The sequence below is a fragment of the Streptosporangium heterodermiicola genome, from assembly GCF_051390675.1.
In the GTDB taxonomy this organism is placed as follows: Bacteria; Actinomycetota; Actinomycetes; order Streptosporangiales; family Streptosporangiaceae; genus Streptosporangium.
In genome coordinates, this window is sequence record NZ_JBPJSR010000043.1 from 1 (window position 1) to 23,594 (window position 23,594).

A 23,594-nucleotide genomic window follows, 5' to 3' on the forward strand; every position below is an offset into this window, starting at 1 on the left:
ACATTTAATGAGTTCGAAGTCAAGACGTCCTATGACTGAGTCTGACCGAATACGATCGACAAGTTATAGCGATATTCGCCTTTAAGCGTTAATCGAATCCATCATGAAACTTTTCGGTCGTTTATGATCGAGAGGCTGGCTCGGGTTGGGCAACAGTTCTTGAGTTGAGGGTGCTGGACCCTCCGCACCTTGCTCGTTGCCCGCGAGCTGCGCCTTCCGTTTGCCGGATCGATCACCGCACATCGAAGCAGCTTCACTTTCCGTGAAGCTTTTGCCGTAGGAGTGACGAGATGGCGGCGCTGTGAGGACGGGAGGATGTGGGCGGGCGCTGGGAGTCGTACGAGATCTATGCGAGCACCGAGCCCCTAGGTGACTGACCACAAAGACATCCGATCTGCGTAAGCCGTCGAGCTGCAGCTGCTTCGCGAGGGCGGAAGGTGACGTTCTCGCTGTAGAGCACGCCCTTCTGGAGGCAGTGGCGCAAGCAGCCGAGCATCCGGTTGAAAGTGTTGCGCAGAGCGCTGGAGTGCCGGTCGCCTTGGGCGCGTCGGTGGTCGTAAGAGATCAAAGGCCAGGCGTTCGCAGGGAGGCGAAAGCCTAGACGTAGCTGGCGGCCGCCAGACGCTGGTTCTTCACCTTGCGATGGTGGACGGTCAGGCTTTCGCCTGAGGGGCGGGTGGTCGGCGCCGATCCGGCGTAGGCCTTCAGTGTGCGGGCGTCCGCGAAACGGACGCCGTCGTCGCCAAGCTCGGCAAGCACGCGGGGGCCGGTGAGTTCGGCCAGGGCCGGGAAGCCGGTGATGACGGCGGCGTCCGGGTGCTGGGAGAAGGCTTCGCTGATGGCCTCGGCGAGCTCGTCGGCGACACGGCAGGCCGCATCCAGTTGCAGCAGGATGGCCTGGGCTTGGCGGCCGAGGGCTTCCTCGACGATCGAAAGCTGGCGAAGGTGTTGTTCGCGGAAGTGGGCCTGGAGCTTGTCGGCCCACGCCTCGACGTTGCGCTGGTGGTCGGCGGCGTGCAGGAGTGCGTGCAGGCGGCGGCTGGTGAATTGGGCGGCCGCGGCCGGAGTGGGTGCCGCGGCGAGGATGGTGCGGGCGGCCTGACCACTACATCACAGGATATCCGTCACAACGGAGCAAGCTCAATCTGGCCGGCGTAGAGCCAGGAGAAGCCACCGTGGGTCCTTCCCGTCCCGGGCCTGCGGTACCGATGCCGAAGTGCTCCTACTCTGGTGGAGATCGGAGCCCCGTCAGAGCCAGAGCACTTCGACCGCTGGGCGCCCCGTCATGGGCCGGCTACTCGTCCACCGGGAGTCAACCAGCGGCGTCGGCGACGCCTCGTACCTTTACGTCAGACAGGATGCCCGGTGCTGGATCGCCGCGCTGTTCAGCGGCCGGCCATCGAGCGTTCCGGCGTCGAGGGCTCAAGGTTGTCGTACATCTCCTTGAGGATCTGCTTGAACCGATCGAGCTCACGCATGCTCATCCCCGCTGTGGCGATCAGCTCGTACTCGACCGCGAGCGGCACCAAAGGCTCCACCAACGCCCGGCCCCTTTCCGTTAGGTTGATCGCCACGACGCGCCCGTGGTCCTCAGGGCGATCCCGGGACACCAGCCCGTCCCTGCGCATCGAGGAGATCAGCCGGGACAGTGTCGAGGTCTCAATCGTCGTCATCACGGCGAGTTCTCCCAGACGCTGATCTCCGTGCTCGCGCAATACCGCCAGCACGCGGTACATCGGCACCGTCAAACCGTGCTCCTTCAGCTGCATCCCAAATCGCTCACCCAATCGGACACCAAGCCGATTGAGCAGGTAAGGGACCGAATCGGTGAAGCGGTAGGCAGGAGACTCGTACGTTTCCTCTGGCACACGACGATTTTAACCTTCCTACCTGCGTTGTTGCTACAGCATCAAATTGAGATGCAAGAGATGCGGACACAACTTTAGTACTGGCCTTGCGGGGACAGGCCGAGGGCCGCCTGGCCGGTCATGGTTCCAACGGCGTCCCAGTTCAGGCTGATGTGCCGGCTCACCGCGCTGACGTCGCGCCAGGCGCGCTGAATCGGGTTGGCGAGGGCGAGCCCCTGGCCGCCGGTGGCGCCGTTGACGGCCTCGACGGCGCGGACGGCCAGCGACACGGCGAAGGCCTGGCCGCGCCTGCTGAGGATCCGCTCCTCGACGGAGATCTCGTGTCCGGCGCGGACGGTCTCGACCCGTCGGCGGAGGTCGCGGAGCAGGAGGTCCTTCGCGGAGTCGACGCTCGCGGCTGCTTCGGCCACGCGCAGCTGAACGGTGGCGAATCCGGCAATCCGGCTGCCCGCGCCCGCCAGTGCGCCGCGGGTCTGGCGGGTGCCGGCGAGGTGCTGGAAGTCGTCGAGCGCTCCGGCCGCCGCTCCCACGGCAACGGCCGCCAGGCAGGAGGGGATGTGACAGAGCATCGGGATGCCGAATCCGGGATTGTGGGAGTTGAGAGCGGCTCCCGGTGTCGTTCCGGCCATGGCGTCGGACAGGGGCAGGAGCCGGTGGGCCGGCACGAAGACGTCGTCGAGGACGAGGGTTTTGCTGCCGGTGCCCGATAGTCCGGCGACATGCCAGTCGTCCTGAAGGGTGTAGTCGGTGGCGGGGACGAGGAAGAAGGCCGGGGCGCCGCGGACGCCTTCCGGGGTGGGCAGGAAGGACGCGCACACCGCCCAGGTCGCGGTGTCGCTGCCGCTGGCGAAGGACCAGGCACCGCTGATCCGGTAGCCGTCCCCGTCGAGCCGGGCGACGCCACTGGGGGCGTAGGAGCCGCACATCCGGGCGTCGGGGTCGTCGTCCCACACGTCGTGCTGTGCTCGCCGGTCGAAGCCGGCGAGGAGCCACTGGTGGGCGGCGAACAGGCCGCACGTCCAGCCGGTGGACGGGCATGCCGCCGACAGGGTGAGGATGTGCCGGACAAGCTCGTCGAAGTCGCGCTCGTGGCCGCCGAACGCCTGCGGCTGCACGAGTTTGAAGAAGCCTGCGTCGCGGAGTTCCGCGACCGTCGTGTCGGGGACCCGGCGATCGCGTTCGGTCTGCTCGGCGCGCGCGCGGGCGGCCGCCGCGATCACACCGATTCTGTCGGCGAACTCCCGCTCTGTACGGGGCTGGGCGAATGTGTCGGTCGTGCTCATCGGACTTCCCAATCGGTTTTGGGAGTAGGCCATCCGGCAGACTCCTGGTGGTAGCCGCCGACGGGTGAGCACTCGGATTTCCTGGACCTTGAGTCCTGATGAAAGACAGTGCCCCTGCCGGTCGGCCGGGAGAAGTGATCGCTGATGGGATGTCGTGCCCGCCCGCCCGGGCGTGAGCACTGCTTGATCGGGTCGCCGATGGTTCTCACGCAGGCCGCTGAAGGTGATCGGCATCGAGAACGGGAGAACCGGTGCGACTGTTCGTGGGAGACGACTGGGCCGAGGATCACCACGACGTGGAGGTGATGGACGCCTGTGGCCGCCAGCTGGCCAAGGCTCGCCTGCCCGAAGGCGTAGCCGGGATGACCCGGCTGCACACGATCGTCGGTGAGCTGGCCGGCGAGGGCGCCGACGATGTCGATGTGCTGGTGGGCATCGAGACCGACCGCTGTCCGTGGGTGCGGGCGCTGGTCGCCGCCGGATACACCGTGCTGGCGGTCAACCCGTTGCAGGCCGCCCGGTTCCGCGACCGGCTCGGCGTCTCCGGCGCCAAGAGCGACGCCGGGGACGCGCACGTGCTGGCAGACATGGCCCGCACCCACTCCCACGCGTTGCGCCCCGTGGCCGGCGACACCTCGCAGGCCGAGGCCGTCAAGGTCGTGGCCCGCATGCACAAGACCCTGATCTGGGAGCGCACGCGACACACCCAAAGGTTGCGGCACGCGTTGCGCGACTACTTTCCCGCCGCGCTGGCGGCCTTCGACGACCTGGACGCCGCCGACGCCCGGGAACTGCTGGCCAAGGCGCCCACCCCGGCTCAGGCGGCCCGGTTGACGAGCGGGCAGATCAGCGCCGCGCCCAGGCGGGCCCGCCGCAAGAACGTCGCCGACAAGGCCACCGCGTTCCAGGCAGCCCTGCGTGCCGAGCACTTGGGTCAGCCCGACGTCGTGACCGCCGCCTACGCCGCCTCGGTCCAGGCGCTGATCGCGGTTTTGAACGTGCTGATCGCCCAGGTCAAGACGTTGCAGGGGCAGGTGGAGGAACATTTTGGGCAGCCCCCGGCCGCTGAGATCATCCTGTCTCAGCCCGGACTGGGAACGGTTCTCGGGGCCCGGGTGCTCGCAGGGTTCGGCGATGACCCCACGCGTTACGCCACCGCCAAGGCCCGTAAGAACTACGCCGGGACCTCTCCGATCACTTGTGCGTTCGGCAAGAAGAAGGTCGCCCTGGCCCGGTTCGTGCACAATGACCGGCTGATCGACGCCCTGCTCACCCAGGCGTTCAGCGTCCTGAAGTGCTCGCCCGGCGCGCGTGCCTGTTATGACCGGCAACGGGTCCGTGGCTGCGGCCACAACGCCGCCCTGCGCCAGCTCGCCAACCGCCTCGTCGGTATCCTGCATGGCTGTCTCAAGACCGGCACGCTCTACGACGAGACGACCGCCTGGTCGCATCACGTGGAATCGCTTGCGGCTTGACATCTAAGCTCCTGGGATGTCTTTCAGGCCGGGACGGCGTCGATGGGCTCGCACCGGCAGTACTGGGTGTTCTGGTACAGCAGGGGCCGCTCGACGCCGTTGCGGCGGACCTCCGCGACCTCACCCACGAAGATCGTGTGGGTGCCGTAGGGGATGGTCGCGGTGTTGCGGCAGAACAGGCTCGCCATCCCGTCGGCGAGGAAACGCAGCCCGTCCTCGTCGGTTCTCCAGTCGCCGACGGCGAACCGCTCCGCCGGCGCCACGGTGCCGCTGAACGCGGCGGAGACCGGAGCCTGGTCATGGGCCAGGACGTTCACGCAGAAGCGAGAACCGCGCAGCATGAGGTCGTGCAGCAGCGTCCGCTGGTTGATGCAGACGAGCAGCGCGGGCGGCTCCATCGACAGCGAGGAGACCGCCGTCACGGTCATCCCGTGCTCGCGGCCGGCGGCGGCGGTGACGACGGTGACGGTCGCGGCGACGTGGCGCATGACCGTGCGGAACGCGGCGGGCAGGTCGTCGGTTCGGGGGGAGGGCATCGTCTGGCTCCTTTCACCGGCCGGGGGAGGGCGCGGCCCTGTCACGCTAATTTTCATTTGCAACATTTGTCAATGCATCAGTGCTGGGTGAGGCGAGGAAAGAGAGGAAGGGCGTTGTCGTGCTCGACGGCCGACAGCTGCTCGGCGGTGAGGTTCTCGAAGGCCGTGAGGTTGTCGATGTTGTGGATCACGGTGGCTTCCGGCGCGAGCGGCCAGTCGGTGCCGAACAGCACATGGTCGGGGCCGGTGACCTCCAGGGTGGGCAGAAGCGAGTTGCGGCTGCCGGCCAGCGCGGTCTCGTAGTAGAGGCCGCGCAGCACACGGGTGACGTGGGCGGGGTCGATGTCGGCGTCGCCGGGCCCCATCCCCATCTCGGTGTGTTCGGCGATGCGCCAGCCGAGGGAGGGCAGCGGGCCTCCGCAGTGCGCGAGTATCAGCTTGAGTGCGGGATAGCGCTGGAAGACGCCCGTGTAGATCGCGTTGGTGACGGTGCGGGCGGTGTCGAAGGTGAACTCCACGACAGACGGGGAGCGGCCGAATCCGACCGCGTCCAGGCAGGGCGGGTTGCGGGGATGGACGAACGCGGGCACACCGCGTTCGTGGATTTCGGCCAGGATCGGCTCGTAGTGGTCACCGCCCAGATAGTGGCCGCCCACGGCGTTGGAGGTGAGCAGGACACCGTCGAGACGCAGCTCGTCCAGCGCGTACCTGAGCTCGGCCAGGGCTCGCTGGGAGTCGTCGGCGGGGATCGCGGCGAAGGCGCCGAACCGTCCGGGGTACCGCTTGATCAGGTCCGCGTACTCCTCGTTGACCGCCCGGCAGAACCGGGTCGCCAGCTCGGGATCGGTCTCGGTGCCCGCGAAGGACCATGGCGCGGACAGGATCTGGGTCTGGATGCCGTGCCGTTCCATGAAGGCGAGCGCGGCGTCGGGACTCCACTGTGCGGGGATCTTGTACCCGCCGGCGAGGGAGAACCCGGAGGCGAACATCTCCGCCACGGCCGGACCGAGGTAGTGGGTGTGGACGTCGATGCGACGACCGGTCATGGGGATTCCCTTCCGTTGTGGCCGGGCGGCCAATTGCGCAACAGGACGCGTTCGAAACCGCCGACCAGTGTGGAGGTGAGCAGGCCGAGGACGCCGACGATGGCCAGGCAGGCGAAGACTCCGGCCGAGTCGTACAGGCGCTGCCGTTCGAGGATCAGGTGTCCGATCCCACCGGTGGAGGCGAGCATCTCCGCGAGTAGCACGACAATGAGGCAGATCGGGGTGGCGACCCGGACGCCGATCATCACCGCGGGCAGGACTCCTGGAACGATCATCGAGCTGATCTGGCGACCGCGCGACAGGCCCAGCGCGCGTCCCGCGTCGATCCGGACGCGCGGAATCACCCGCACCGCTTCCTGGGTGTTGAGGACGATCGGCCAGAGCGCGGTGGCGACGATGACGATGAGGCTCATTGTCGTCGTATTCCCCAACAACAGTACGGCGACGGGCACGGCGGCCGGCGGCGGGAAGTTGCGGAGGAGCTCGGTGAGGGGACCGAACGCCTTGCGGGCAACGGTCGAGGCGCCCAGGAGTGTCCCGATCGCGGCCCCGATGACGGTCGCGATCGCGAGCGCGGCGGCGAAGACCAGCAGCGTGCGCTGGAGGGCGGGGACGAGGAGGCCCCGCTGCCGGACGGCCTCGATCGCCTCGATCCATGATGTCGGCGGCGGGAAGTCCGCCGATCCCCGATCGCCGAGCATCTGCCATGCCAGGAGCAGGACGGCGAGGGGGAGCAGCCCGACCAGCGGGGGGAACAGCGGCCGGGCCGTGCTGGGACGGCGGCGGAGCCCGGAAGGTCTCATGGCGCGTCCTTCGCCAGCAGGGGGGAGAACGTCAGCCGAGCCGCGAGGAGGAGGGCGGCGTTGAGGGCGGTGCCCAGCAGTGCCACGCAGACGACGTAGACCCACATGTTCTCGGGCTGCAGGGCCATCTGCATCTCCACGATGCCGGCGCCCAGTCCCTGAGAGGTGCCGACCATCTCGGCGAGGACCACGACGATGAGGCTGATGCCCAGCGCGAGCCGGGCGGCTGCCAGGATCAACGGCATGGCCGAGGGCAGCATGAGCGAGACCACGACGCGTGCCCGTGACAGCTGCATCTGCCGGGCCACGTCGATCAGCCGCTGTGGTGTGCCCTGCAGCCCGGCGGCCACGCTGATCACCATGGGCCAGCTCGCCGCGTAGGCGGCCACGACGATCTCAGCCGTGGTCGTGGGACCGAGGACCAGCAGCACGACGGGCACCAGCGCCACCGCGGGCAATGTCCGCAGGATCTCGATGGAGGCCATCGAATAACGCCACACCCTGGGCGACAGCCCGATCGCCGTGCCCGCGGCCAGCGCGAACGCGAGAGCCAACGCCCAGGCCAGGAGCGCGATGACCGTGGTGTGGAGCACGCGAGCCGCCAGATCCCCACCGGAGGCGAGGGTTTCCACGGCGGAGAGGACGGCACTGGGGGCGGGAAGATAGGTGAAGGTCAGGATGTGAAGCCGGACGAGCACCTCCCATGCCGCCACGAGCAGCAGCAGCGTGACCGCTCCCAGGGCGCCGACCAGGCGACGGCTCATGATCGTTCATCCCGCAACTCGTCGGCGAGGGACCGCCGGGCGGCGATGAATCGCGATGACTCACGGGTGTCGAGCTGGTCGCGTTCGCGAGGCAGCCCGGAGACGACCTCTCGCACGATGTTCGCCGGTGAACCGCCCAGCACCAGGATTCGGTCGGCCAGGTACACCGCCTCGTCGACGTCGTGGGTGATGAACACGACGGTGAAACCCGTCTCGCGCTGTAGTTTCAGCAAGTCGTCCTGGAGCGCCGCCCGGGTCATCGCGTCCAGAGCCCCGAAAGGCTCGTCCAGCAACAGCACCTCCGGCTCCATGACGAGAGCACGGGCGATCTGCACACGCTGCTGCATGCCGCCCGACAACTGCCAGGGCAGGTCGTCGGCGTTGCCTTCCAGATGGGTCATCGCCAGGGCGCGGGCGACGCGTTCGGCGACCTGCGTCCGGCTGAACTCGCGTTCGATGCCGAGTGAGACGTTTCGCCGGACGGTCCGCCACGGCAGCAGCGCCTGGCCGTAATCCTGGAAGACCGTGATCACCTTTTTGGTGGGGCGATCGAAAGACTGCCCGTCCAGCAGGATCCGGCCGGTGCCGGGCCGCAGGATTCCACCGAGCGTGTTCAGCAGGGTGGTCTTGCCCGTCCCGGACCGGCCGACGATGCCGACGACCTCGCCACGACTGATCTCGCAGGAGATGCCGGCCAGGACGGTGCGTCGCAGGCCTTTGACGGTGAAGGAGACCGACACGTCCTGGAGCTGGAGACGGGCCGTGGCGTCGGCGGGCCCGTCGGCGGTGAGGGAAAGAGCGGATGCCCGGGATGACCGCGCGCCCATCTCAGCCGCCCCGTACCGCGGTCGCCACCCCGGCCCGCGCCGAGAACCCCGTCCGCGGCTCGGGCACGGCGTCGGGATCGAAGCCGGTGTGTCCGGCGCGCGGAGCCGTTCGCCCGGATACGTTCGCAGCCTTCATGATCATCCCTTCTCGGAGGTGGCGACGAGGTCGGCGGACTTCGGCAATGTGCCGTTGACCTGTCCGGAGGCCGCGACGGCGTCGATCCATGGAGCCAGGGCGTCGGAAGAGATGGAACTGTCCCAGTCCGGTAGCGGAACGTTCGCCATCACCTGCGGCGGCAGCTTCAACGCGGCCGACAGGAACGACCGCGCCTCCTGGTCGTGGGAGGAGACCCAGGTGTCGGCGGCGTTCAGGCCGGCGATGAACGAGGCGACCTTCTTGGGGTTCTTGTCCGCCCACTGCCGGTCCGCGATCCACATGCCGGCGACGGTGGGGGAGGCGACCGACAGGAAAGGGTCGCCGAGCGCGGCGTGGCCGGCGGCCTTGACGCCGCCGATGAACGGCTGGATCGTCGCGATGGCGTCGACCCGGCCCGCGTTGAGCTGGTCGAGCATGTTCGGGAAGGGCACCTCGACGAGCGTGACGTCCTTGACGTCGACTCCCGTCTTCTTCAGCGAGGTCAGCACCGCCAGGTACAACGTTCCGGACAGGGAGGGTGTCGCGATGCGCTTGCCCGTCAGGCCGGCGAGAGAGGTGACCTTGCTGGACTTCGAGGCGAAGATCTGGGCCTGGGAGCGGTCGTCGCTGTCGACATAGGCGCCGGCGATCACCGTGATGTCATGACCCTGGGCCGAGGCGGCGATGACGTCGGCGGGTGTGCCCCAGGCGATGTCGTACTGGCGGCCGAGCGCGGGGGCGAAGGTGGTGATGCTGGTGCTTGGCAGCGAGGAGATCTTCACCTTCAGGTCTTGTGCAGTGAAATCGCCGTTCTTCTCGGCGATCAGGGGAAGGCTCGGTGGCGTCGCGGGAATCAGCGCGATGCGCACGGCGTCATCGCTGTTCGCGCCATCGGGGGAGCAGCCCGCGACCATGGTCATCGTGAGGGCGAGGGCGAGGGCGGTCAATCGTGTGGGACGGGAGGGGGAACGACTCATGGTCCGGCTCTCCAGGGGGTGAGGTGGCGGAGGAACGCCAGGCGGTGCGGGTGAGCGCCTACTGCTCGTTCGCCGCGAGGAGCGGCGCGCGCATCGCCTCGGGGATCAAAGGTCGCTCCTCGAGAGCGGGGGAGGCCCACACCGCGACGGGGAGATCATCGGTGCCGGGGACGGGGTCCCAGAAGTAGGGGCCGTCGGCCAGGTCGTCCATCTCGGAGTAGTAGTACTCGGCGAAGGCGCCGGCCGGGTCCTTGAGATACCAGAAGTAGTTGGCGGACGCGCCGTGCCGTCCCAGGCCCCAGGCGTGCCGCTCGGGGTGGTTCTCGATCATCTGTGATCCGCCGTAGCCGACCTCGTCGACGTTGCGGACCTTCCACGCGGTGTGGTGGAGCAGGGTCATCGGCGCGGGCAGCAGGACGATGTTGTGGTGATCGGTCTCGAACCGCATGAACGGGCCGCCGATGACGTAGTCGCTCAACCGCATCCCGATGCCTTCGATGAAGAAGCCCTTGGCGCGCTCGACGTCCGTGCAGCCCAGGACCACGTGGCCCAGCCGGAGCGGAACGAGTGGGCCGCGTCGCACGAGTTCGGTGCGCTCGACCGAGGACGGCGCGCTCGGCGGCGGATCCTTCGGCAGGCGGGGGGCGACGGACAGGCGCACAGCGACTCCGCTGACCGGCTCGACCGCCTTGAGGGATGTCGCGGCGCGCTCCGCCGCGACGCCGAAGGCCTTCAGGCGGGCCGCGACCTGGTCGAGATCGGTGGCGGCGTCGACCCCGATGTGGATCTCCACGACCTGCGGGATCTCGCCCGCCAGCAGGAACAGCTGCTCGCCCCCGACAGTGGTGGCGAAGGTGCCGGGCGAGGTCTCCTGAAGCCCGAACTGGCGGTAGAACTCACGGGTGGCGTCCAGGTCGGGGACACGCCTGGTCAGGGAAATCACGTGATGTGCACCCACAGGAAACCTTCTCTCGTGTCGATGTGCCCACACCGTACAATCCGTCATTAGTGAACGCAATGCATAATGCGTAACGCTATATTTGATCAAGGGTCATGACGGGCGGCAGGGGTCCGATCTGCCGAGCCGATGACGAAGGACGAAGGTCCTCACCGTCCTGGAGGAAGCGCGGCGGCTGATCTCGCTGTCCGCCCTCGCCGAGCCCGCCGGCCTGCAGCCGAGCAGGCTGCGCCGCCATCTCGTCAGCCAGGCGCGGGCGGGGCAGGCCGCCCAGGAGAAGGCATCTGGGCTCACACTCTCGGCGGCGCGACCCGCGGCTGGGCATTGAGGCGCCGCAGCGGTTGGAGGAGGCCGACATCGCCTTCGGGCATGCGCTAAGGCTGCGCGATCGGACACAGCACACCGTGTCCCCGTCGTCCCCGTCGATGTGAAGCGATGCCGGGCTCACCCTGATCCGACAGGACTACGGCGCCTGCCCGCTTCCGATCACGGTGCGCGCGGGAGCGGTCCTGCCGCCGGTCACCCCCGGTCGGCCGGGTCTGTAACGCCCATCTTCTCCAGGCGATCGCCAATCCTGTCCTACGAGCCCAGGCGCGGCGCCGGGAGGCGCGCGGCCACACAGGCGAAGAACCGGCCGAGATCGTGGAGGATGTCCGCAGGACCCGGATCTCTGTCACCGCCGGTGCGATCATCTCCAGACCGGCGTCATCGTCGCGCCGGTATTCGGCCCGGGCAACGGCTCGTACTCGTCCTGGGCCTGGCGCTGCCCAGTTGGGAGCTCACACGGCGGTTCGGTGACGATCTGCTCGAAACCAGCGGGCTCGTTATCCGCAACCTCGGCGGGCGGGTGCAAGCCCAAGACCGTGCCTGTGCCCGCCCGCCGCGGCTGGAGTCACGCGTAGGCCTGGCTGATCTGCTTGTACTCCAGGAAGTCGTCCAGACTGGCCAGGCCGCCGAGCCTGCCGAGCCCGCTGGCCTTGAATCCGCCCTCCTCGAACTCCACCGCCAGGTTGGCCCAGCTGTTGATCGAGATCAGGCCCGCGTCCAGGGCTCGGGCGACCCGCATCGGACGGTCGCTGTCACGGCTCCACACGCAGGCGCTGAGCCCGTAGTCGGTGGCGTTGGCGAGGGCGATCGCCTCCTCCTCGGTGTCGAACCGCTGCACCGTCTGTACCGGACCGAACGTCTCGGCCTGGACGATCGGCAGGGATGCGTCCGGCACCTCCAGCAGGGTCGGGTGGTAGAAGGCGCCGCCCGCCAGATGCGGGAGCGTCGACGGCCCGCCCCGCACGATCGGCCGGGCTCCCGCGGCGATCGCCTCCTGCACCGCGGCGTCGACCCGCGCGACCGCGGCCCGGTCGATCATCGGGCCGATCTCGCTGTCGGGGTCGGCGGCGGGTCCCGGACGCACGCTCTCCAGCCGCTTGGCCACCGCCTCGACGAGCTCGTCGGCGATGGACCGTTGCACCAGAACCCGGCTGCCGGTCATGCAGAACTGGCCGGCGAACACCGTGGTGGAGGCCACGATCGTCGGGACGACGGCCGCCAGGTCCGCGTCGTCGAACACCAGGTGAGGGGTCTTGCCGCCCAGCTCCAGGCTGACCCGCTTCAGGCCGTCGGCCGCCGCGCGCGCGATCAGCCTGCCGGTGTGGGTGCTGCCGGTGAAGCTGATCACCGGGACGAGGGAGGACTCCACCAGCCGCCGCGCGCCGGCGTCACCCGATTCGGTGAAGACGTTCACCGCACCCTGGGGGAGGTCCTCGACGCTCGCGAAGATCTCGGCGACGATCGCGCCGGTCTGCGCCGCCTGCGCCGGCATCTTGACCGCGACCGTGCACCCCGCGGCCAGGGCGGGCGCGATCGCCCGGATGCTCAGGTAGGCGGGGGAGTTCCACGGCACGATGATCCCCGCCACCCCCACCGGCTGGCGCAGTGACAGTGACTGCACGCCCGGTTTGGTGTCGGCGACGCGGCCCTGGTTCAGCAGCGCGAGTCCGGAGGCGAACCGCAGCGCCCGGACGATGAAGTGCACCTCGTAGCCGGCCTCGTGACTGAGCTTGCCGTTCTCCCGGCCGAGACTGGTGATCAGGTCCCCGAGTCGTGCCTCGAAGGCGTCGGCGAGGTGGCTGAGGGCTGCCGCGCGCCCCATGGCGTCGTGACGCCACCCGCTTTCGGCGAAGCAGCGCGTCGCGGCGCCGATCGCGGCGTCGGCGGTCTCGGCGTCACCGTCGCAGTAGGTGCCGATCGTCTCGCCGGTCGCCGGGTTGACGCTGTCGCGCTCCTGCGGCGAGCTGATCCACTCGCCGTCGATCCAGTGCCGGACTGTGGGGTGTTCGGTCATGACGTTGGTGCTCCGTTCGGGTTCGCTGGAGGACTTCGTGCGGAAATGTGCGCGCGGGAGGTTGCGGCGCGCGACGCCGGCTCCCTGCCAGAGCCGGGCAGGGAGGCCGGCCGGTTTTCGACGGGGATCCGGTCAGGCCGCTGGGGGATACTCGGCGCCGCCGATCCACACGCGCCGGATGTTCCGGGTCGCGCGGATGTCGGCGATCGGGTCGCCGTCGACGAGAAGCAGGTCGGCCCGGTATCCGGGGCGGATGACACCGCGGTCCCGCAGTCCGAAGGACTGGGCCGGCAGGCTGGTCGCGGCCCTCAGAGCCTCGACGGTGGTGAGCCCCGCCTGGACCAGCAACTCCAGTTCGTGGTGCATGCTGAGGCCGAACGCCGGCTGTACGGGGATGCCTGGCGTGTGGTTGGAGTCCGTCCCGGCGAGGATCCGGGCGCCGGCCTGGCGCAGCGCGGCGACGCTGCCCTCGGCGGCCGCGTAGCTCAGTCCCGGAATGCCGAGTCCGGCGAAGCCCTCCATCATGGTCAGGGTGGGGACCGCCACCTGGCCGCCCGAGGCGTACCGTGCCGCGGTCGCGGAGGTCAGGGCGGTGTCCATCGGAACATGGTGGATCATGTCGACGCCCGCGAGCAGGGCTTCCTCGACGGTGGCGACCGAGGTGGCGTGGGCCATGACGAGCTTTCTGAAGGCGTGCGCCGCCTTGGTCAGGGCGTTGAGCGTGGCCCGGTCCAGGCCGGGGACGTCCACGATGAGCTTGATGTAGTCCGAGCCCTCGGAGATCCGGGTGGTCACGAACTGCAACGCCTGCTCGGGCCCGGCCACGATCCCGGACGGCGGGAAGGTCGGGATCTGGCTCTGCCGGCTCCCGGGCGCGACGGCGGGGGTTCCCGCGCTGCGGATGTCGGTCAGGCCGGGGCGGCGGCGCAGCGAGTTGAACAGCGAGGGCGGGAAACAGGCCATGTCCAGGCCGGTCGTCACGCCGTAGCCGGCCAGCCGCTCCAGGGTGTTCACGTCCTCGATGTGGATGTGGGCGTCGATCAGACCTGGTAGCAGGATCGCCCCCCGGCAGTCGATCGTCCGTGCGCCGAAGGCGCTGACCCCGATCAGGCCGTTGTCGATGACGACGGTGCGCGGGGCGCCCAGCGCACCGCCGTCGAACACCCGGGCGTTGGTCAGAGCGACCTTCTCGCCCGACCCCGCGGCGGTTCGCCGCTCGGCGTGGGCGGCGCCGGGCGCCGCGAGCGCCTGCGTACCCGCGACGGCGGTTCCGGCCACCGCCGCGGTCCGGAGAAACTCACGCCTGTTCCATTCGGTGGTACACATCGTCATCCTGCCTTTCTGGGGGTGGACATGAGGCGTTTGACGATCTTTTGCTCCGGTCGAGCCCTGAAGCGAAAAAGAGATGTCTTCCCTTCGTGACAGCGATCGACCAAGGGGGAAGCGGTACGGGAATCGACGAGGCTTCGCGAATTCCGCGACGGCGGCACCGGTAGAGAGTTTGATCCTCTAAAACCGGCGGACATTCCCCGAAGCGGCGATGGGCGTCGGCCATGGCGAATTCGGTCGAGGCGTTCCCTCGCGAGGGCGAGGGTCGATACGACACGCTGAAATTATCAGTGATATTTGATAACATCAACCCCCTGTTTCCTATGCGTGTCGGTTCGATTTCCACCCCTCAGAAGCCGACGGCCTTACGGATGGTGGCGGCCGGATCCACCACGTCATCTCCGCGCCAGGCGACGTGCTGGTCGGGTCGCACGAGCACTAGAGCGGCGCCGAACACCTCGGTCCACCCGGGGCCGCGGAGATCCAGGACATCCAAGGGCACCCCGTCCGCACCGGCGGCCTTGACGAGCGGTTCGGCCGCCGGGGACGACATGTCGCCGAGCAGGGTGAACTCCCGGCCGAGACGGTCGTAGAGCGAGTCGCCGGGCGACAGCCAGCGGTGCGGCAGCCGATGCCCCGGTGCGGCGGTCGGCCGGTACTCCCGCTCGTCCTGCCGCTCCTCGCCATCACCGGCGACGATCGGAGATCCCGAGTAGTTGTAGCCCAAGGTGAGCGGAAGACTGTGGAACTCCCTGTCCTTGGTCGCCTGTACGGCGGCCGCCACGGTGGGACGGGCGAGCTCGAACTGTTCGTCGGAGCCGATGAGACGCGGGTCGGCCAACTCGGGCGCCAGCGTGCCCATATTTCTTGCGGCCTCTTCGATGGTCCGCGCCGCCACCGGCCGGCGTTCGATCTCGTAACTGGAAAGGAGGGCCGAAGGCGCCCAGCCGTTGACGACGGCCGCCAGCTTCCAGCCGATGTTGACCGCGTCGCCGATGCCGGTGTTGAAGCCGTGGCCTCCCCACGGCGGATTCTGGTGAGCGGCGTCTCCCGCGATGAACATGCGCCGATCGCCATAGCGGTCGGCCAGGAGCATGCGCGCCCGCCAGGCGTCGGTGGCCAGGATCTCCACGGGGACGTCGGTGCCGATGACGTTGTGCACAAGCTGCTCGGGGCTGAACGATGTGGTCATGGCATCGACGCCTTGCGCGATGCACCACCAGGTGTCTTCGAGGTCGAAGCGGCCGACGAGCCCGGGATGCCGTGGGTTGAGCACCCAGTAGTGCACCGCGGGCCCGAAGTGGACCCGGGCGGCCAGCTCCGGGGCGCGAAAGACGATGCTGAGGTTGGGGCGGCCGGTGTCCACCCCCTCGTAGCGGCCGCCCAGAGCGCTGCGGACCACGCTGCGGCCGCCCTCGCAGCCGACCACGTAATCCGCGTGGACGCGTTTGATCCCTCCCTGCTGGTCGGCGATCTCGACCAGGACCCCGCCGGAGGCCGGTTCGACGGCGACCACCCGCCTGCCGGTGACGAGCCGTGGCCCGACGGCCTGCCGCAGCAGGTCCTCCACAATGGGCTGCGGTATTTGCTGCCCCGCCTCGGCTACCAGATGGGACCCCGTGAGATCGAGCCCGAGGCACCCGGTGAACCGGGTGATCTCCCGGCCCGCCAGGCCGGTGCAGAAGACCACCTCGTCGGACCAGCTCACCGGCAGTGGCGCGCGTTCACGCAGCGCTTCGGCCAGACCCCAGCGGCGAAAGTGTTCCATCGTCCGGACAGAGGTCGTCTTCGCGCGGGGACGCAGCCAGGACACCTCTTTTCTGGCCTCGACGACGACGCACGGCACATCGTGATGTTCCAATTCCATCGCGACGGCGAGCCCGACCGGTCCGCCGCCCGCGACCAGCACCGGAACACGCTCCGGTACGTCCTGAGCTGTGGACATGACACCTCGATTTCTGCCTGTTATCACATATATCTGCTAGGTTATAGCAGGTAGATGCGGCGTGCCAGTACCCCCCGGATCCGCGAAATCAGGAGATTTCCATGGAAGAACGTCTTGTCGTCGTCGACGACATTCCTGTGGCGACCAGCTACCATCCCCCGGCTTTCGAGGCCGAAGGGGTCCCTCTTCTGGTCGGCCTTCATGGTGGGACCTACACCAGTGCGTACTTCGGGATTTCCGGGGGCCCCTTGGGTTCCTTCGTCGACATCGCGAGTCGTGGCGGCTTCCCGCTTCTGACGATCGACCGGCCCGGCTACGGGGGCAGCGGATCACTGGCGGAGGAGGAGAACCGTTTCCATCGGCAGGCCGAGATCCTCGACGCGGTCATCGCCCGCAGGGTCGCCGACCTGCACGCTCGCAGCGTGGTGCTCGTCGGCCACTCGATCGGCGGGATGATCTGCCTGGAGATCGCGGCCCGCCGGCCCTTGTGGCCGCTGGACGGCGTGACGGTGACGGGGATGGGCGCGCGGATCCCGCCGGGCGGCGCGTCGGAGCAACTCGCCGCCATCCCCGCCGACGGAGTCATCGACCTGCCCGTGCCCGAACGGGACGCGGTCATGTTCGGCCCCGAGGGCAGCTACACCGAGGCGGCCCGGGAGGCGGCCCACACCTCCTACGCGCCGACGCCCATGATCGAGCTAGTTCGTGCTCCGCTGTGGGCGAGGGAGCGTCTGTCGAAGGTCGCCTCGCAGGTGGAGGTACCGGTCCACAACGTGCTGGCCGAACACGACGCGCTGTGGGACACCTCGCCCGCCGCACTGGCCGACTTCGTGGAGCGCTTCGCCGGCGGGGCCGGAGCCACGGCCGAGATCGCCGCAGGGGTCGGGCACTCGCTCGACCACCACCTCCTGGGCGCGGCGCTCCATCTTCAGCAGCTCGCCTTCGCCTACACCTGCTGTACGACCCGGCGGATCACGTCCGTCTGAGCGGATCCGGCCGTGGCGAGGGGTCTCGCCACGGCCGGACGCCCCGCCAGGCCGCGGAGGCGTCGGCCGTCCTCGCAGCACGGACGTAGCCGCCGATCACGCCGGGGAGCGGTTAGACATCGCCCTTCACCTTGTTCGCAGCTCGTTTTCCGGCGCCGACGTGGCCGTCAGGCGACGAACGTCTGCCGAAGTTCGCCGATGCCCTCGATCCGGCTGACGAGCTCGTCGCCGGGGGCCAGCCAGCGCTGCGGGTCGCGGCCCAGGCCGACGCCGGCGGGGGTGCCGGTGAACAGCACGTCACCGGGCAGGAGCGGCATGATCGCCGACAGCCGGGCGACGAGGGAGGGGATGGAGAAGATCAGGTTGCCGGTGCGGCTCTTCTGCACCTCCTCGCCGTTGATCGAGCAGCTCAGCTCCAGGTCGTCGGGGTCGGCGAACTCGTCCGGCGTCACCAGCCACGGCCCGATCGGGGCGAAGCCGGGGAAGGACTTGCCGAGGCTGAACTGCGGTACGGGCCCGTGCATCTGGGTGATGCGCTCGGAGATGTCCTGGCCGGCCGAGAGCCCGGCCACGTGCGCCCACGCCTCGCTCTCGTCGACGTCGCGCGCCTCGGCGCCGATGACCGCCACCAGCTCGACCTCCCAGTCGACGTGACCGCCCTCGGGGAGCCGGACCTCTGACACCGGCCCGGAGATGCTACTGGCGAACTTCGTGAAGAGCGGTGGCAGCCCTTCCGGCACGGCGAAGCCGGACTCTCCCGCATGGTCTCGGTAGTTGAGGCCGACCGCCAGAATCTGGCGAGGGGCCGGGGCGGGCGCTCCCAGATCCTTGAGGTCGAACGGCTCGCCGGTTGGAAGGTCGGCGTTCTCCGCCCACGTGCGAAATCGTGCCCACTGCTCATACACCGCCTGCGGTGAGGAGGGGAAACGGCCTTCGCTCGCTCGTTCCACGTCGATCGCACGGTCCTGAGCGTCGATCAGGACGAGCCGTCCCGACACATTGGCAATACGCATGGAGAACACTCCTTTAGCAGATAGGGGAAGACGTTCGGCGGACTCGGCAACAGGCCCATCTGTGCGAGACAGCCCTGCCGTCCTCCGGGAGATCCTCGACGCCGCCACACCACACGCGCACGATCCTCCAGATGACGACGCCGTCGATCAGGACCGGAGCGGCTCTCGCCCCGAGCTTGACGGCTTCGCGGTCAGCGAGACGAAAGCGCCGGTCCGCAGAACGGCGGCCTCGCTGGGTCCGGCCCGCCCAGCGGCGCGAGTCCGTGGTGGAGGGCGGCGCTGTGAACGGCTTGAAACGGCACGCCCTGCCTGTCCTCGCTTGCGGAGGGATCAGCGGGTGACGCGCCGGGCGGCTGGTAGCGTCCGGTTCAGCCGCCGAGCAGGACGCCCATCGGGTTGGGCAGGTCGGCCTGCAACGACCAGGAGCGCGCGGTGAGTTCCTCCGCGGACGCCCCCGCCCTGCGTGCCCGCAGCATCTGCTCGGGGTCGAACGCCGGGCCGACGGAGTCGCCTGCGTACTCCTGCCCGCGCATGTAGTCGGTGGCCTGGTCGGGTTCGGCGAAGTTGTCGATCTGCATCTCGACGAAGTTGCCGTCGGGGTCCTGGTAATACATCGACGTCGTCACGCCATGGGCGATGCATACGGCGGGGGTGACGCCCTTGTCGCGGAGCAGGACGTAGCGGTCCAGCAGGTCGTCGATGTCGTCGAAGGTGTAGGCGACATGGTGCATGCAGGCCGTGGTGGGAGTCTTGCGCTCCAACGGGATGGGCGGGTTGAGCAGCGCGATCCGGTGGTGCTCCTCATCGAAGGTGATGAAAGTCAGCGCCGCATCCTCGTATACGACGTGCCCGTCGAGCACAGTGCAGTACCAGTCCCGCAAGGCGGCGGGCTGACTGGTCTGAAGGACGACGTGGGCGAACTTCGGAGTGGCCATCGGTAACCTCCTGGGCGGCCGGGCAGCACCGGCCGATCTTGACATGACCTACACACACGGTAATAGCTATATTTGATAACAGCAAGAATGGGAGTATCCGGGAAAAGCAGCAGGGTCAGATGAGGGCATGCTGCTCGTAGGCGCGCCTGACCGCGGGAAGCAGGAGAGCCGCCGCGACCGGGTCGGTGTGGGACCGGCGAAGCTTGAGGATGTCCCCACCGCGCATCGCGGCCGGAACATCCTCGCCGCGAGCCGCGATCAGGGCATGGAAATGCGGATGGTTCTCGCCGAACACCATCAGGTAGGTGGCGGGAGCGCCGGTCACCTCGGTGACCGCTGCCGTCAGGTCCCTCGCGCGGCTCGCGAAGGTGGCCAGCTCGGCATCGTCGAGTCCGGTCAGGCGCTCGGCGTGCCGTCGCGCCCGCAGGATGAACCAGCCGGGCACGTCGTATCCGGGAACGATCTCCGCAGCCCAGAGGGGGTCCTGGAACACGCGGGTGTCCTCACCTGCGTCCTCCAATGTGCATATCAGGCATCCATTGACGTCCACGGCATCCTTCTTTCGGTTCAACGCAGATCGAGTGCGGCCGCGACGAGGCCGTCGACGGCGAAGGTGGGTTCGCAGGTGATGCGGCCGGGCTGTTCCAGGCAGGCCGAGGGGGGTGAAAAACGATCGGTGGGCGCCGCCTTCAGGGGTGAGGGGCACCCTCGGGTGCGGCCGATGTCTCCAGGGATCGGCTCAACGGTTCGATGTGGCGGTGCGCGAGCGTGCCCGCCGCCGACCCCCTTCCTCGCGGGTGTTATCACATATATCAGAAGGGTTTTGAAGAAGATAGTCGCTATACTTGATATTCCTCAAGCGTCGGCAGAGCGGGGCGTTCACGTGGTGTCATCTCGAGCGGCCGTCCGGCCGATCGCGTCGCGGTCGGTGGTGGAGCAGGTCACCGATGAGCTGCGGCGCTCCATCCTTTCGGGTGCGCTCACACCCGGTCAGGAATACTCACTACGCGAGCTGGCCGGACTGTTGGAGGTCAGCTTCATCCCCGTCCGCGAAGCGCTGCGTATCCTCGAAAGCGAAGGGCTGGTCCACAACAGGCCGGGCCGCAGCGTCAAGATCATGCCCCTCGACCTCGCCGATCTGCACGGCATCTACCGGCTACGTCGCGCCATCGAGCCCAACCTCGCCAGACAGTCCTGTACCGAGCTGACCGACGAGGCTCTCGACGCGCTCGAAGCGGAGGCGGCCGGCTTCGGGGACGAGGCCCACGGCATGGCCGACATCTACGAAAATCATCATGCTTTTCACTTCGCGCTCCTGGCCCCCGCCGCGACCGCTTGGGACATCCGCATCCTCACCACGCTCTGGCACGCCGCCGAACGCTACATCCGTATCGGTTTCGGGCACCTCGATCCCGACCCGGCCGAGCACCGCCGCCGCGGCCAGGCGCACACAGACCTGGTCGCCGCGTTTCGTACGCGAGACCCCGACACCGCCGCCACGGCCATCGAGCGCCACCTCGCCCGCAACGAGCAGATCGCCCTCGGCGCTCTCGCCTCCGACACCGCGCAAGCGCCAGGGCATCTCGGTACGTCGTCCTTGTGATGCCGCCAAGTGGTCATCGGGCCACGGGAGGAAAGGGCTGGCCGGGCATCAGGTGACAGCCGTGTTATCGATGAACGTACCGCGGCACCGGCCGGATCGCGTCGCACACGGCCGTTCACCGTGGAACTCGGCCTCCTTTAGACGGGTCTTGAGCGCGCAGAGGAAGCGGGCGGCATCCTCACCGACCGATGTCTCCAACGAGCGGACGTCGCGGATCCGCTCGGGCTGTCCGAAGGGGAGTCACTCCGTCAGGTCGAGGGCGGCGCGGACGATGCTGTCGGTGTCGACGCCGTGATGGCGATAGACGTCCTCCAGCGAGCCGGACTGGCCGAAGTCGGTCACGCCCAGCGTGCGCAGGGGAACCCGTTGGATGCCTCCGAGAAAGGCCAGGGTGTGCGGGTGGCCGTCCAGGACGGTGACCAACGGGGTGGCGCGAGAGGCGGGGAAGGCCTGGTCGAGGATCCAGGTGTCGGCGTGGCCGTGGCCGGAGCGAGCGCTGATGGCCTGGAAGAGCAGACCGGGACTGGTGATGCAGACGACGTCCGCCGCGATGCCCTGCTGCTGGAGGCGGTCGGCCGCTGCCAGGGCCTCGGTGACCAGGGCGCCCATGGCGGCGATGGTGACCTGGGGGTGCTCGGCGCGGCGCAGCGGGTAGGCGCCGGCGACGACCTGGCGGCGGCGGCGCTCGCGGGCGGCCGGGTCGGCGGGCACCGAGGCCAGGGACTGGTCGACGGGCCGGGTGGACAGCCGCAGGTAGGCGGAGCCGCCGTCCGGCCTGCCCAGGCGGGCCATCGCGGTGAGCAGGGTCCATTCGGTGTCGAGGACGAATGCCGGTTCCCAGGTCGTGCAGCCGGGTTGTTCGATGCCGAGGGAGGGGGTGGTGATGGACTGGTGGGCGCCGCCTTCGGGGGCGAGGGTGACCCCGGAGGGGGTGCCGACGAGGATGGACTGGCCGCCGGCGTAGATGCCGAAGGACCAGGGTTCCAGGGCACGCTGGACGAAGGGGTCGTAGAGCACGCCGATGGGCAGCAGCGGCGTTCCCCAGCGGCTCCAGGTCGCGCCGAGCTCGCCGAGCAACCCGACGAGGTTGGTCTCGGCGATGCCGAGTTCGATGTGCTGGCCGGTGGGCTTCTCGCGCCAGTGCAGCAGGGTTTCGGCGTCGTCGTGGAACCAGTTGACGCGCTCGGTGGGGGCCCAGACCCCGACCTTGTTGACCCAGCCGCCGAGGTTGGTGCTTGAGCTGACGTCGGGGCTGACGGTGACGATGCGGCGGGCCGCCTCCGGGGCGGCGCGGGTCAGGTCGAGCAGGACCCGGCCGAGGGCGGCCTGGGTGGTGGCGATGCCGGTGGGAGTGCGGCCGATGTCGGTGGGCACCGTCGGAGGGGGCGTGGCTTCGACCGGGTCCCGGCGCCGCCGCGCCGCGGCGTCGGCGCACAGGCGACCGGCCGCCGAGCCGACGGGGAAGGCGTCCCAGGGACGGGCCGGATCGGCGCCGATCCGGGTGGCCAGTTCGTGGATCTGGATCTCGGTCAGCAGCGAGGAATGGTTCTGCGGGTGACCCTGGGTGGGCAGGCCGTAGCCCTTGACGGTGTAGGCGAAGATCACGGTGGGCCGGTGGTCGTCGACGGAGGCGAGCGCGTCGTCGAGGGCGGCCAGGTCGTGCCCGCCCAGGTTGCACAACGCCCGCACCAGAGTCGTGTCGTCCAGTTGTGCCACGAGCGCGGCGATCGGCCCGGCGTCGGCGCCGGCGCCGGGCAGGCGTTCGCGCAGTTCGCCGGCGGAACAGCGCAGGAGCCGCTGGTACTCGGGGTTGGGCATCGCGTCGATGCGCCGGCGCAGCTGCGCGCCACCGGGGCGGGTGAACAGCTCCTCCAACAGCGTCCCGTACTTGAGGGTGAGCACCTGCCAGCCGGCCGAGGCGAACATGCCCTGCAAACGGTCCGCGGCGATGTCGGGCACGACTCGGTCCAGGGACTGCCGATTGAGGTCGACGATCCACACCAGCTCACCGAGCTCGGCGACCTGCGGGTCCAGCACGGCCTCCCACACCGCGCCCTCGTCCAGCTCGGCGTCGCCGACCAGCGCGTACTGCCGCCCCGCCGCGGTACCGGCGTCCTGGGAGGCGTAGCGGCGGGCGATCGCTCCCCAGATGGTGGCGGTGGCTCCGATGCCGACGGAGCCGGTGGAGTAGTCGACCGGGTCCGGGTCCTTCGAGCGGCTCGGATAGCTCTGCAGTCCGCCGAACGCGCGCAGGGTCGGCAGGAACCGGGCGTCGAGGTTTCCCTGGAGGTAGTTGATGGCGTGCAGGACCGGCGAGGCGTGGGGCTTGACCGACACCCGGTCCTCGGGCCGCAGATGACGGAACCACAACGTCGTCATGATCGACACCATCGAGGCGGACGAGGCCTGGTGGCCTCCCACCTTGAGCCCGACGGGATTGGGACGCACCCGGTTGGCGTGGTGCACGATGGCGCTGGACAGCCACAGCACACGGTTCTCGATCTCGCGAAGAACGTCGAAGGAGCCGTCGTCGAGAGCGCGGAACGCGGCGGCTCGGGCTGGGGCAGTGGTCATACGGGACGGACCTCCTCGCGACCTGCGCTCATCGGGGCGAGCCGATCGCTCGGGAAGCGACAGGGAAAAGCGCGCCGAGCACGGCACGAATGGAAAACGCTGCGGACGACGTGCCAGTGAGGAAGGGCCGGATCGCGGCCCCCGGCAGATCACCTGGCGAGCAGTCGTTGCAGTTGAGCACACCATCTGGGCAGA

The 23,594-nt window shown here is 68.8% G+C and carries 21 protein-coding genes; 4 read left to right on the plus strand and 17 right to left on the minus strand.

Annotation, left to right across the window (positions count from 1 at the left end; translation table 11 throughout):
* Nucleotides 1-597 precede the first annotated feature (597 nt).
* On the minus strand, nucleotides 598-759 hold the full coding sequence (locus ACSC1Q_RS41500) for a transposase (protein WP_436764240.1): 162 nt from the start codon (nucleotides 757-759) through the stop codon (nucleotides 598-600).
* Nucleotides 760-816: 57 nt separating this feature from the next.
* On the opposite strand from ACSC1Q_RS41500, the gene ACSC1Q_RS41505 reads away from it, so the two are divergent.
* Nucleotides 817-1,158 (plus strand): hypothetical protein, encoded by a 342-nt coding sequence (locus ACSC1Q_RS41505; RefSeq protein ID WP_436764241.1) that lies wholly within the window; start codon nucleotides 817-819, stop codon nucleotides 1,156-1,158.
* A 227-nt stretch (nucleotides 1,159-1,385) separates the two neighbouring features.
* Here ACSC1Q_RS41505 and ACSC1Q_RS41510 read toward each other — a convergent pair whose 3' ends face one another.
* Complete coding sequence (locus tag ACSC1Q_RS41510; protein ID WP_436764242.1) at nucleotides 1,386-1,868, minus strand: MarR family winged helix-turn-helix transcriptional regulator; 483 nt, start codon at nucleotides 1,866-1,868, stop codon at nucleotides 1,386-1,388.
* A gap of 74 nt (nucleotides 1,869-1,942) precedes the next feature.
* A complete protein-coding gene (locus tag ACSC1Q_RS41515) occupies nucleotides 1,943-3,151 on the minus strand; it encodes an acyl-CoA dehydrogenase family protein (RefSeq protein ID WP_436764243.1) in 1,209 nt (402 codons plus the stop codon).
* A 251-nt stretch (nucleotides 3,152-3,402) separates the two neighbouring features.
* On the opposite strand from ACSC1Q_RS41515, the gene ACSC1Q_RS41520 reads away from it, so the two are divergent.
* Nucleotides 3,403-4,626: an IS110 family RNA-guided transposase gene (locus tag ACSC1Q_RS41520; RefSeq protein ID WP_436764244.1), complete on the plus strand. Its 1,224-nt coding sequence runs from the start codon at nucleotides 3,403-3,405 to the stop codon at nucleotides 4,624-4,626.
* A 23-nt stretch (nucleotides 4,627-4,649) separates the two neighbouring features.
* Here ACSC1Q_RS41520 and ACSC1Q_RS41525 read toward each other — a convergent pair whose 3' ends face one another.
* The 10 genes from ACSC1Q_RS41525 to ACSC1Q_RS41570 form a co-directional block, all read right to left on the minus strand.
* Entirely contained in the window at nucleotides 4,650-5,162 is a 513-nt protein-coding gene (locus ACSC1Q_RS41525; RefSeq protein ID WP_436764245.1) for a flavin reductase family protein, read from the minus strand.
* Between the two features lie 77 nt (nucleotides 5,163-5,239).
* Entirely contained in the window at nucleotides 5,240-6,208 is a 969-nt protein-coding gene (locus ACSC1Q_RS41530; RefSeq protein WP_436764246.1) for an amidohydrolase family protein, read from the minus strand.
* A complete protein-coding gene (locus ACSC1Q_RS41535; RefSeq protein WP_436764247.1) occupies nucleotides 6,205-7,011 on the minus strand; it encodes an ABC transporter permease in 807 nt (268 codons plus the stop codon). The genes ACSC1Q_RS41530 and ACSC1Q_RS41535 overlap by 4 nt, the downstream gene beginning before the upstream one ends.
* A complete protein-coding gene (locus ACSC1Q_RS41540; protein ID WP_436764248.1) occupies nucleotides 7,008-7,775 on the minus strand; it encodes an ABC transporter permease in 768 nt (255 codons plus the stop codon). The genes ACSC1Q_RS41535 and ACSC1Q_RS41540 overlap by 4 nt, the downstream gene beginning before the upstream one ends.
* Complete coding sequence (locus ACSC1Q_RS41545; protein ID WP_436764249.1) at nucleotides 7,772-8,515, minus strand: ABC transporter ATP-binding protein; 744 nt, start codon at nucleotides 8,513-8,515, stop codon at nucleotides 7,772-7,774. The genes ACSC1Q_RS41540 and ACSC1Q_RS41545 overlap by 4 nt, the downstream gene beginning before the upstream one ends.
* 225 nt (nucleotides 8,516-8,740) lie before the next feature.
* Nucleotides 8,741-9,715 carry an ABC transporter substrate-binding protein gene (locus tag ACSC1Q_RS41550; RefSeq protein ID WP_436764250.1) on the minus strand — a complete coding sequence of 325 codons (975 nt, stop codon included), beginning with the start codon at nucleotides 9,713-9,715 and terminating at the stop codon, nucleotides 8,741-8,743.
* A 58-nt stretch (nucleotides 9,716-9,773) separates the two neighbouring features.
* Complete coding sequence (locus tag ACSC1Q_RS41555) at nucleotides 9,774-10,658, minus strand: VOC family protein (RefSeq protein WP_436764251.1); 885 nt, start codon at nucleotides 10,656-10,658, stop codon at nucleotides 9,774-9,776.
* 907 nt (nucleotides 10,659-11,565) lie between these two features.
* Nucleotides 11,566-13,014 (minus strand): aldehyde dehydrogenase family protein, encoded by a 1,449-nt coding sequence (locus ACSC1Q_RS41560; protein ID WP_436764252.1) that lies wholly within the window; start codon nucleotides 13,012-13,014, stop codon nucleotides 11,566-11,568.
* 132 nt (nucleotides 13,015-13,146) lie between these two features.
* Nucleotides 13,147-14,346, minus strand: coding sequence for an amidohydrolase family protein (locus ACSC1Q_RS41565; protein WP_436764253.1), 1,200 nt, complete (start codon nucleotides 14,344-14,346; stop codon nucleotides 13,147-13,149).
* A 346-nt stretch (nucleotides 14,347-14,692) separates the two neighbouring features.
* Nucleotides 14,693-16,288 carry an FAD-dependent monooxygenase gene (locus tag ACSC1Q_RS41570; protein WP_436764254.1) on the minus strand — a complete coding sequence of 532 codons (1,596 nt, stop codon included), beginning with the start codon at nucleotides 16,286-16,288 and terminating at the stop codon, nucleotides 14,693-14,695.
* 101 nt (nucleotides 16,289-16,389) lie between these two features.
* On the opposite strand from ACSC1Q_RS41570, the gene ACSC1Q_RS41575 reads away from it, so the two are divergent.
* Nucleotides 16,390-17,274, plus strand: a complete 885-nt coding sequence (locus ACSC1Q_RS41575; RefSeq protein WP_436764255.1) for an alpha/beta fold hydrolase — start codon at nucleotides 16,390-16,392, stop codon at nucleotides 17,272-17,274.
* Nucleotides 17,275-17,441: 167 nt separating this feature from the next.
* On the opposite strand, the gene ACSC1Q_RS41580 is transcribed toward ACSC1Q_RS41575, so the two are convergent.
* The 3 genes from ACSC1Q_RS41580 to ACSC1Q_RS41590 form a co-directional block, all read right to left on the minus strand.
* Nucleotides 17,442-18,287, minus strand: coding sequence for a fumarylacetoacetate hydrolase family protein (locus tag ACSC1Q_RS41580; protein WP_436764256.1), 846 nt, complete (start codon nucleotides 18,285-18,287; stop codon nucleotides 17,442-17,444).
* A 368-nt stretch (nucleotides 18,288-18,655) separates the two neighbouring features.
* Nucleotides 18,656-19,222, minus strand: coding sequence for a VOC family protein (locus tag ACSC1Q_RS41585; protein WP_436764257.1), 567 nt, complete (start codon nucleotides 19,220-19,222; stop codon nucleotides 18,656-18,658).
* 115 nt (nucleotides 19,223-19,337) lie between these two features.
* Nucleotides 19,338-19,715, minus strand: a complete 378-nt coding sequence (locus ACSC1Q_RS41590) for a hypothetical protein (RefSeq protein WP_436764258.1) — start codon at nucleotides 19,713-19,715, stop codon at nucleotides 19,338-19,340.
* 435 nt (nucleotides 19,716-20,150) lie between these two features.
* Between ACSC1Q_RS41590 and ACSC1Q_RS41595 the strand changes: the two genes are divergently transcribed.
* Complete coding sequence (locus tag ACSC1Q_RS41595; RefSeq protein ID WP_436764259.1) at nucleotides 20,151-20,825, plus strand: GntR family transcriptional regulator; 675 nt, start codon at nucleotides 20,151-20,153, stop codon at nucleotides 20,823-20,825.
* 240 nt (nucleotides 20,826-21,065) lie between these two features.
* Here ACSC1Q_RS41595 and ACSC1Q_RS41600 read toward each other — a convergent pair whose 3' ends face one another.
* Complete coding sequence (locus ACSC1Q_RS41600; RefSeq protein ID WP_436764260.1) at nucleotides 21,066-23,399, minus strand: thiamine pyrophosphate-binding protein; 2,334 nt, start codon at nucleotides 23,397-23,399, stop codon at nucleotides 21,066-21,068.
* Nucleotides 23,400-23,594: the final 195 nt, after the last annotated feature.

Excerpts from the sequence above, each read along its gene's own strand:
- ACSC1Q_RS41530 (WP_436764246.1), bottom strand. The coding sequence starts at position 6,208 with ATGACCGGTCGTCGCATCGACGTCCACACCCACTACCTCGGTCCGGCC.
- ACSC1Q_RS41580 (WP_436764256.1), bottom strand. The coding sequence starts at position 18,287 with ATGCGTATTGCCAATGTGTCGGGACGGCTCGTCCTGATCGACGCTCAG.
- ACSC1Q_RS41550 (WP_436764250.1), bottom strand. The coding sequence starts at position 9,715 with ATGAGTCGTTCCCCCTCCCGTCCCACACGATTGACCGCCCTCGCCCTC.
- ACSC1Q_RS41535 (WP_436764247.1), bottom strand. The coding sequence starts at position 7,011 with ATGAGACCTTCCGGGCTCCGCCGCCGTCCCAGCACGGCCCGGCCGCTG.
- ACSC1Q_RS41570 (WP_436764254.1), bottom strand. The coding sequence starts at position 16,288 with ATGTCCACAGCTCAGGACGTACCGGAGCGTGTTCCGGTGCTGGTCGCG.
- ACSC1Q_RS41515 (WP_436764243.1), bottom strand. The coding sequence starts at position 3,151 with ATGAGCACGACCGACACATTCGCCCAGCCCCGTACAGAGCGGGAGTTC.
- ACSC1Q_RS41565 (WP_436764253.1), bottom strand. The coding sequence starts at position 14,346 with ATGACGATGTGTACCACCGAATGGAACAGGCGTGAGTTTCTCCGGACC.
- ACSC1Q_RS41560 (WP_436764252.1), bottom strand. The coding sequence starts at position 13,014 with ATGACCGAACACCCCACAGTCCGGCACTGGATCGACGGCGAGTGGATC.
- ACSC1Q_RS41540 (WP_436764248.1), bottom strand. The coding sequence starts at position 7,775 with ATGAGCCGTCGCCTGGTCGGCGCCCTGGGAGCGGTCACGCTGCTGCTG.
- ACSC1Q_RS41585 (WP_436764257.1), bottom strand. The coding sequence starts at position 19,222 with ATGGCCACTCCGAAGTTCGCCCACGTCGTCCTTCAGACCAGTCAGCCC.
- ACSC1Q_RS41575 (WP_436764255.1), top strand. The coding sequence starts at position 16,390 with ATGGAAGAACGTCTTGTCGTCGTCGACGACATTCCTGTGGCGACCAGC.
- ACSC1Q_RS41600 (WP_436764260.1), bottom strand. The coding sequence starts at position 23,399 with ATGACCACTGCCCCAGCCCGAGCCGCCGCGTTCCGCGCTCTCGACGAC.
- ACSC1Q_RS41525 (WP_436764245.1), bottom strand. The coding sequence starts at position 5,162 with ATGCCCTCCCCCCGAACCGACGACCTGCCCGCCGCGTTCCGCACGGTC.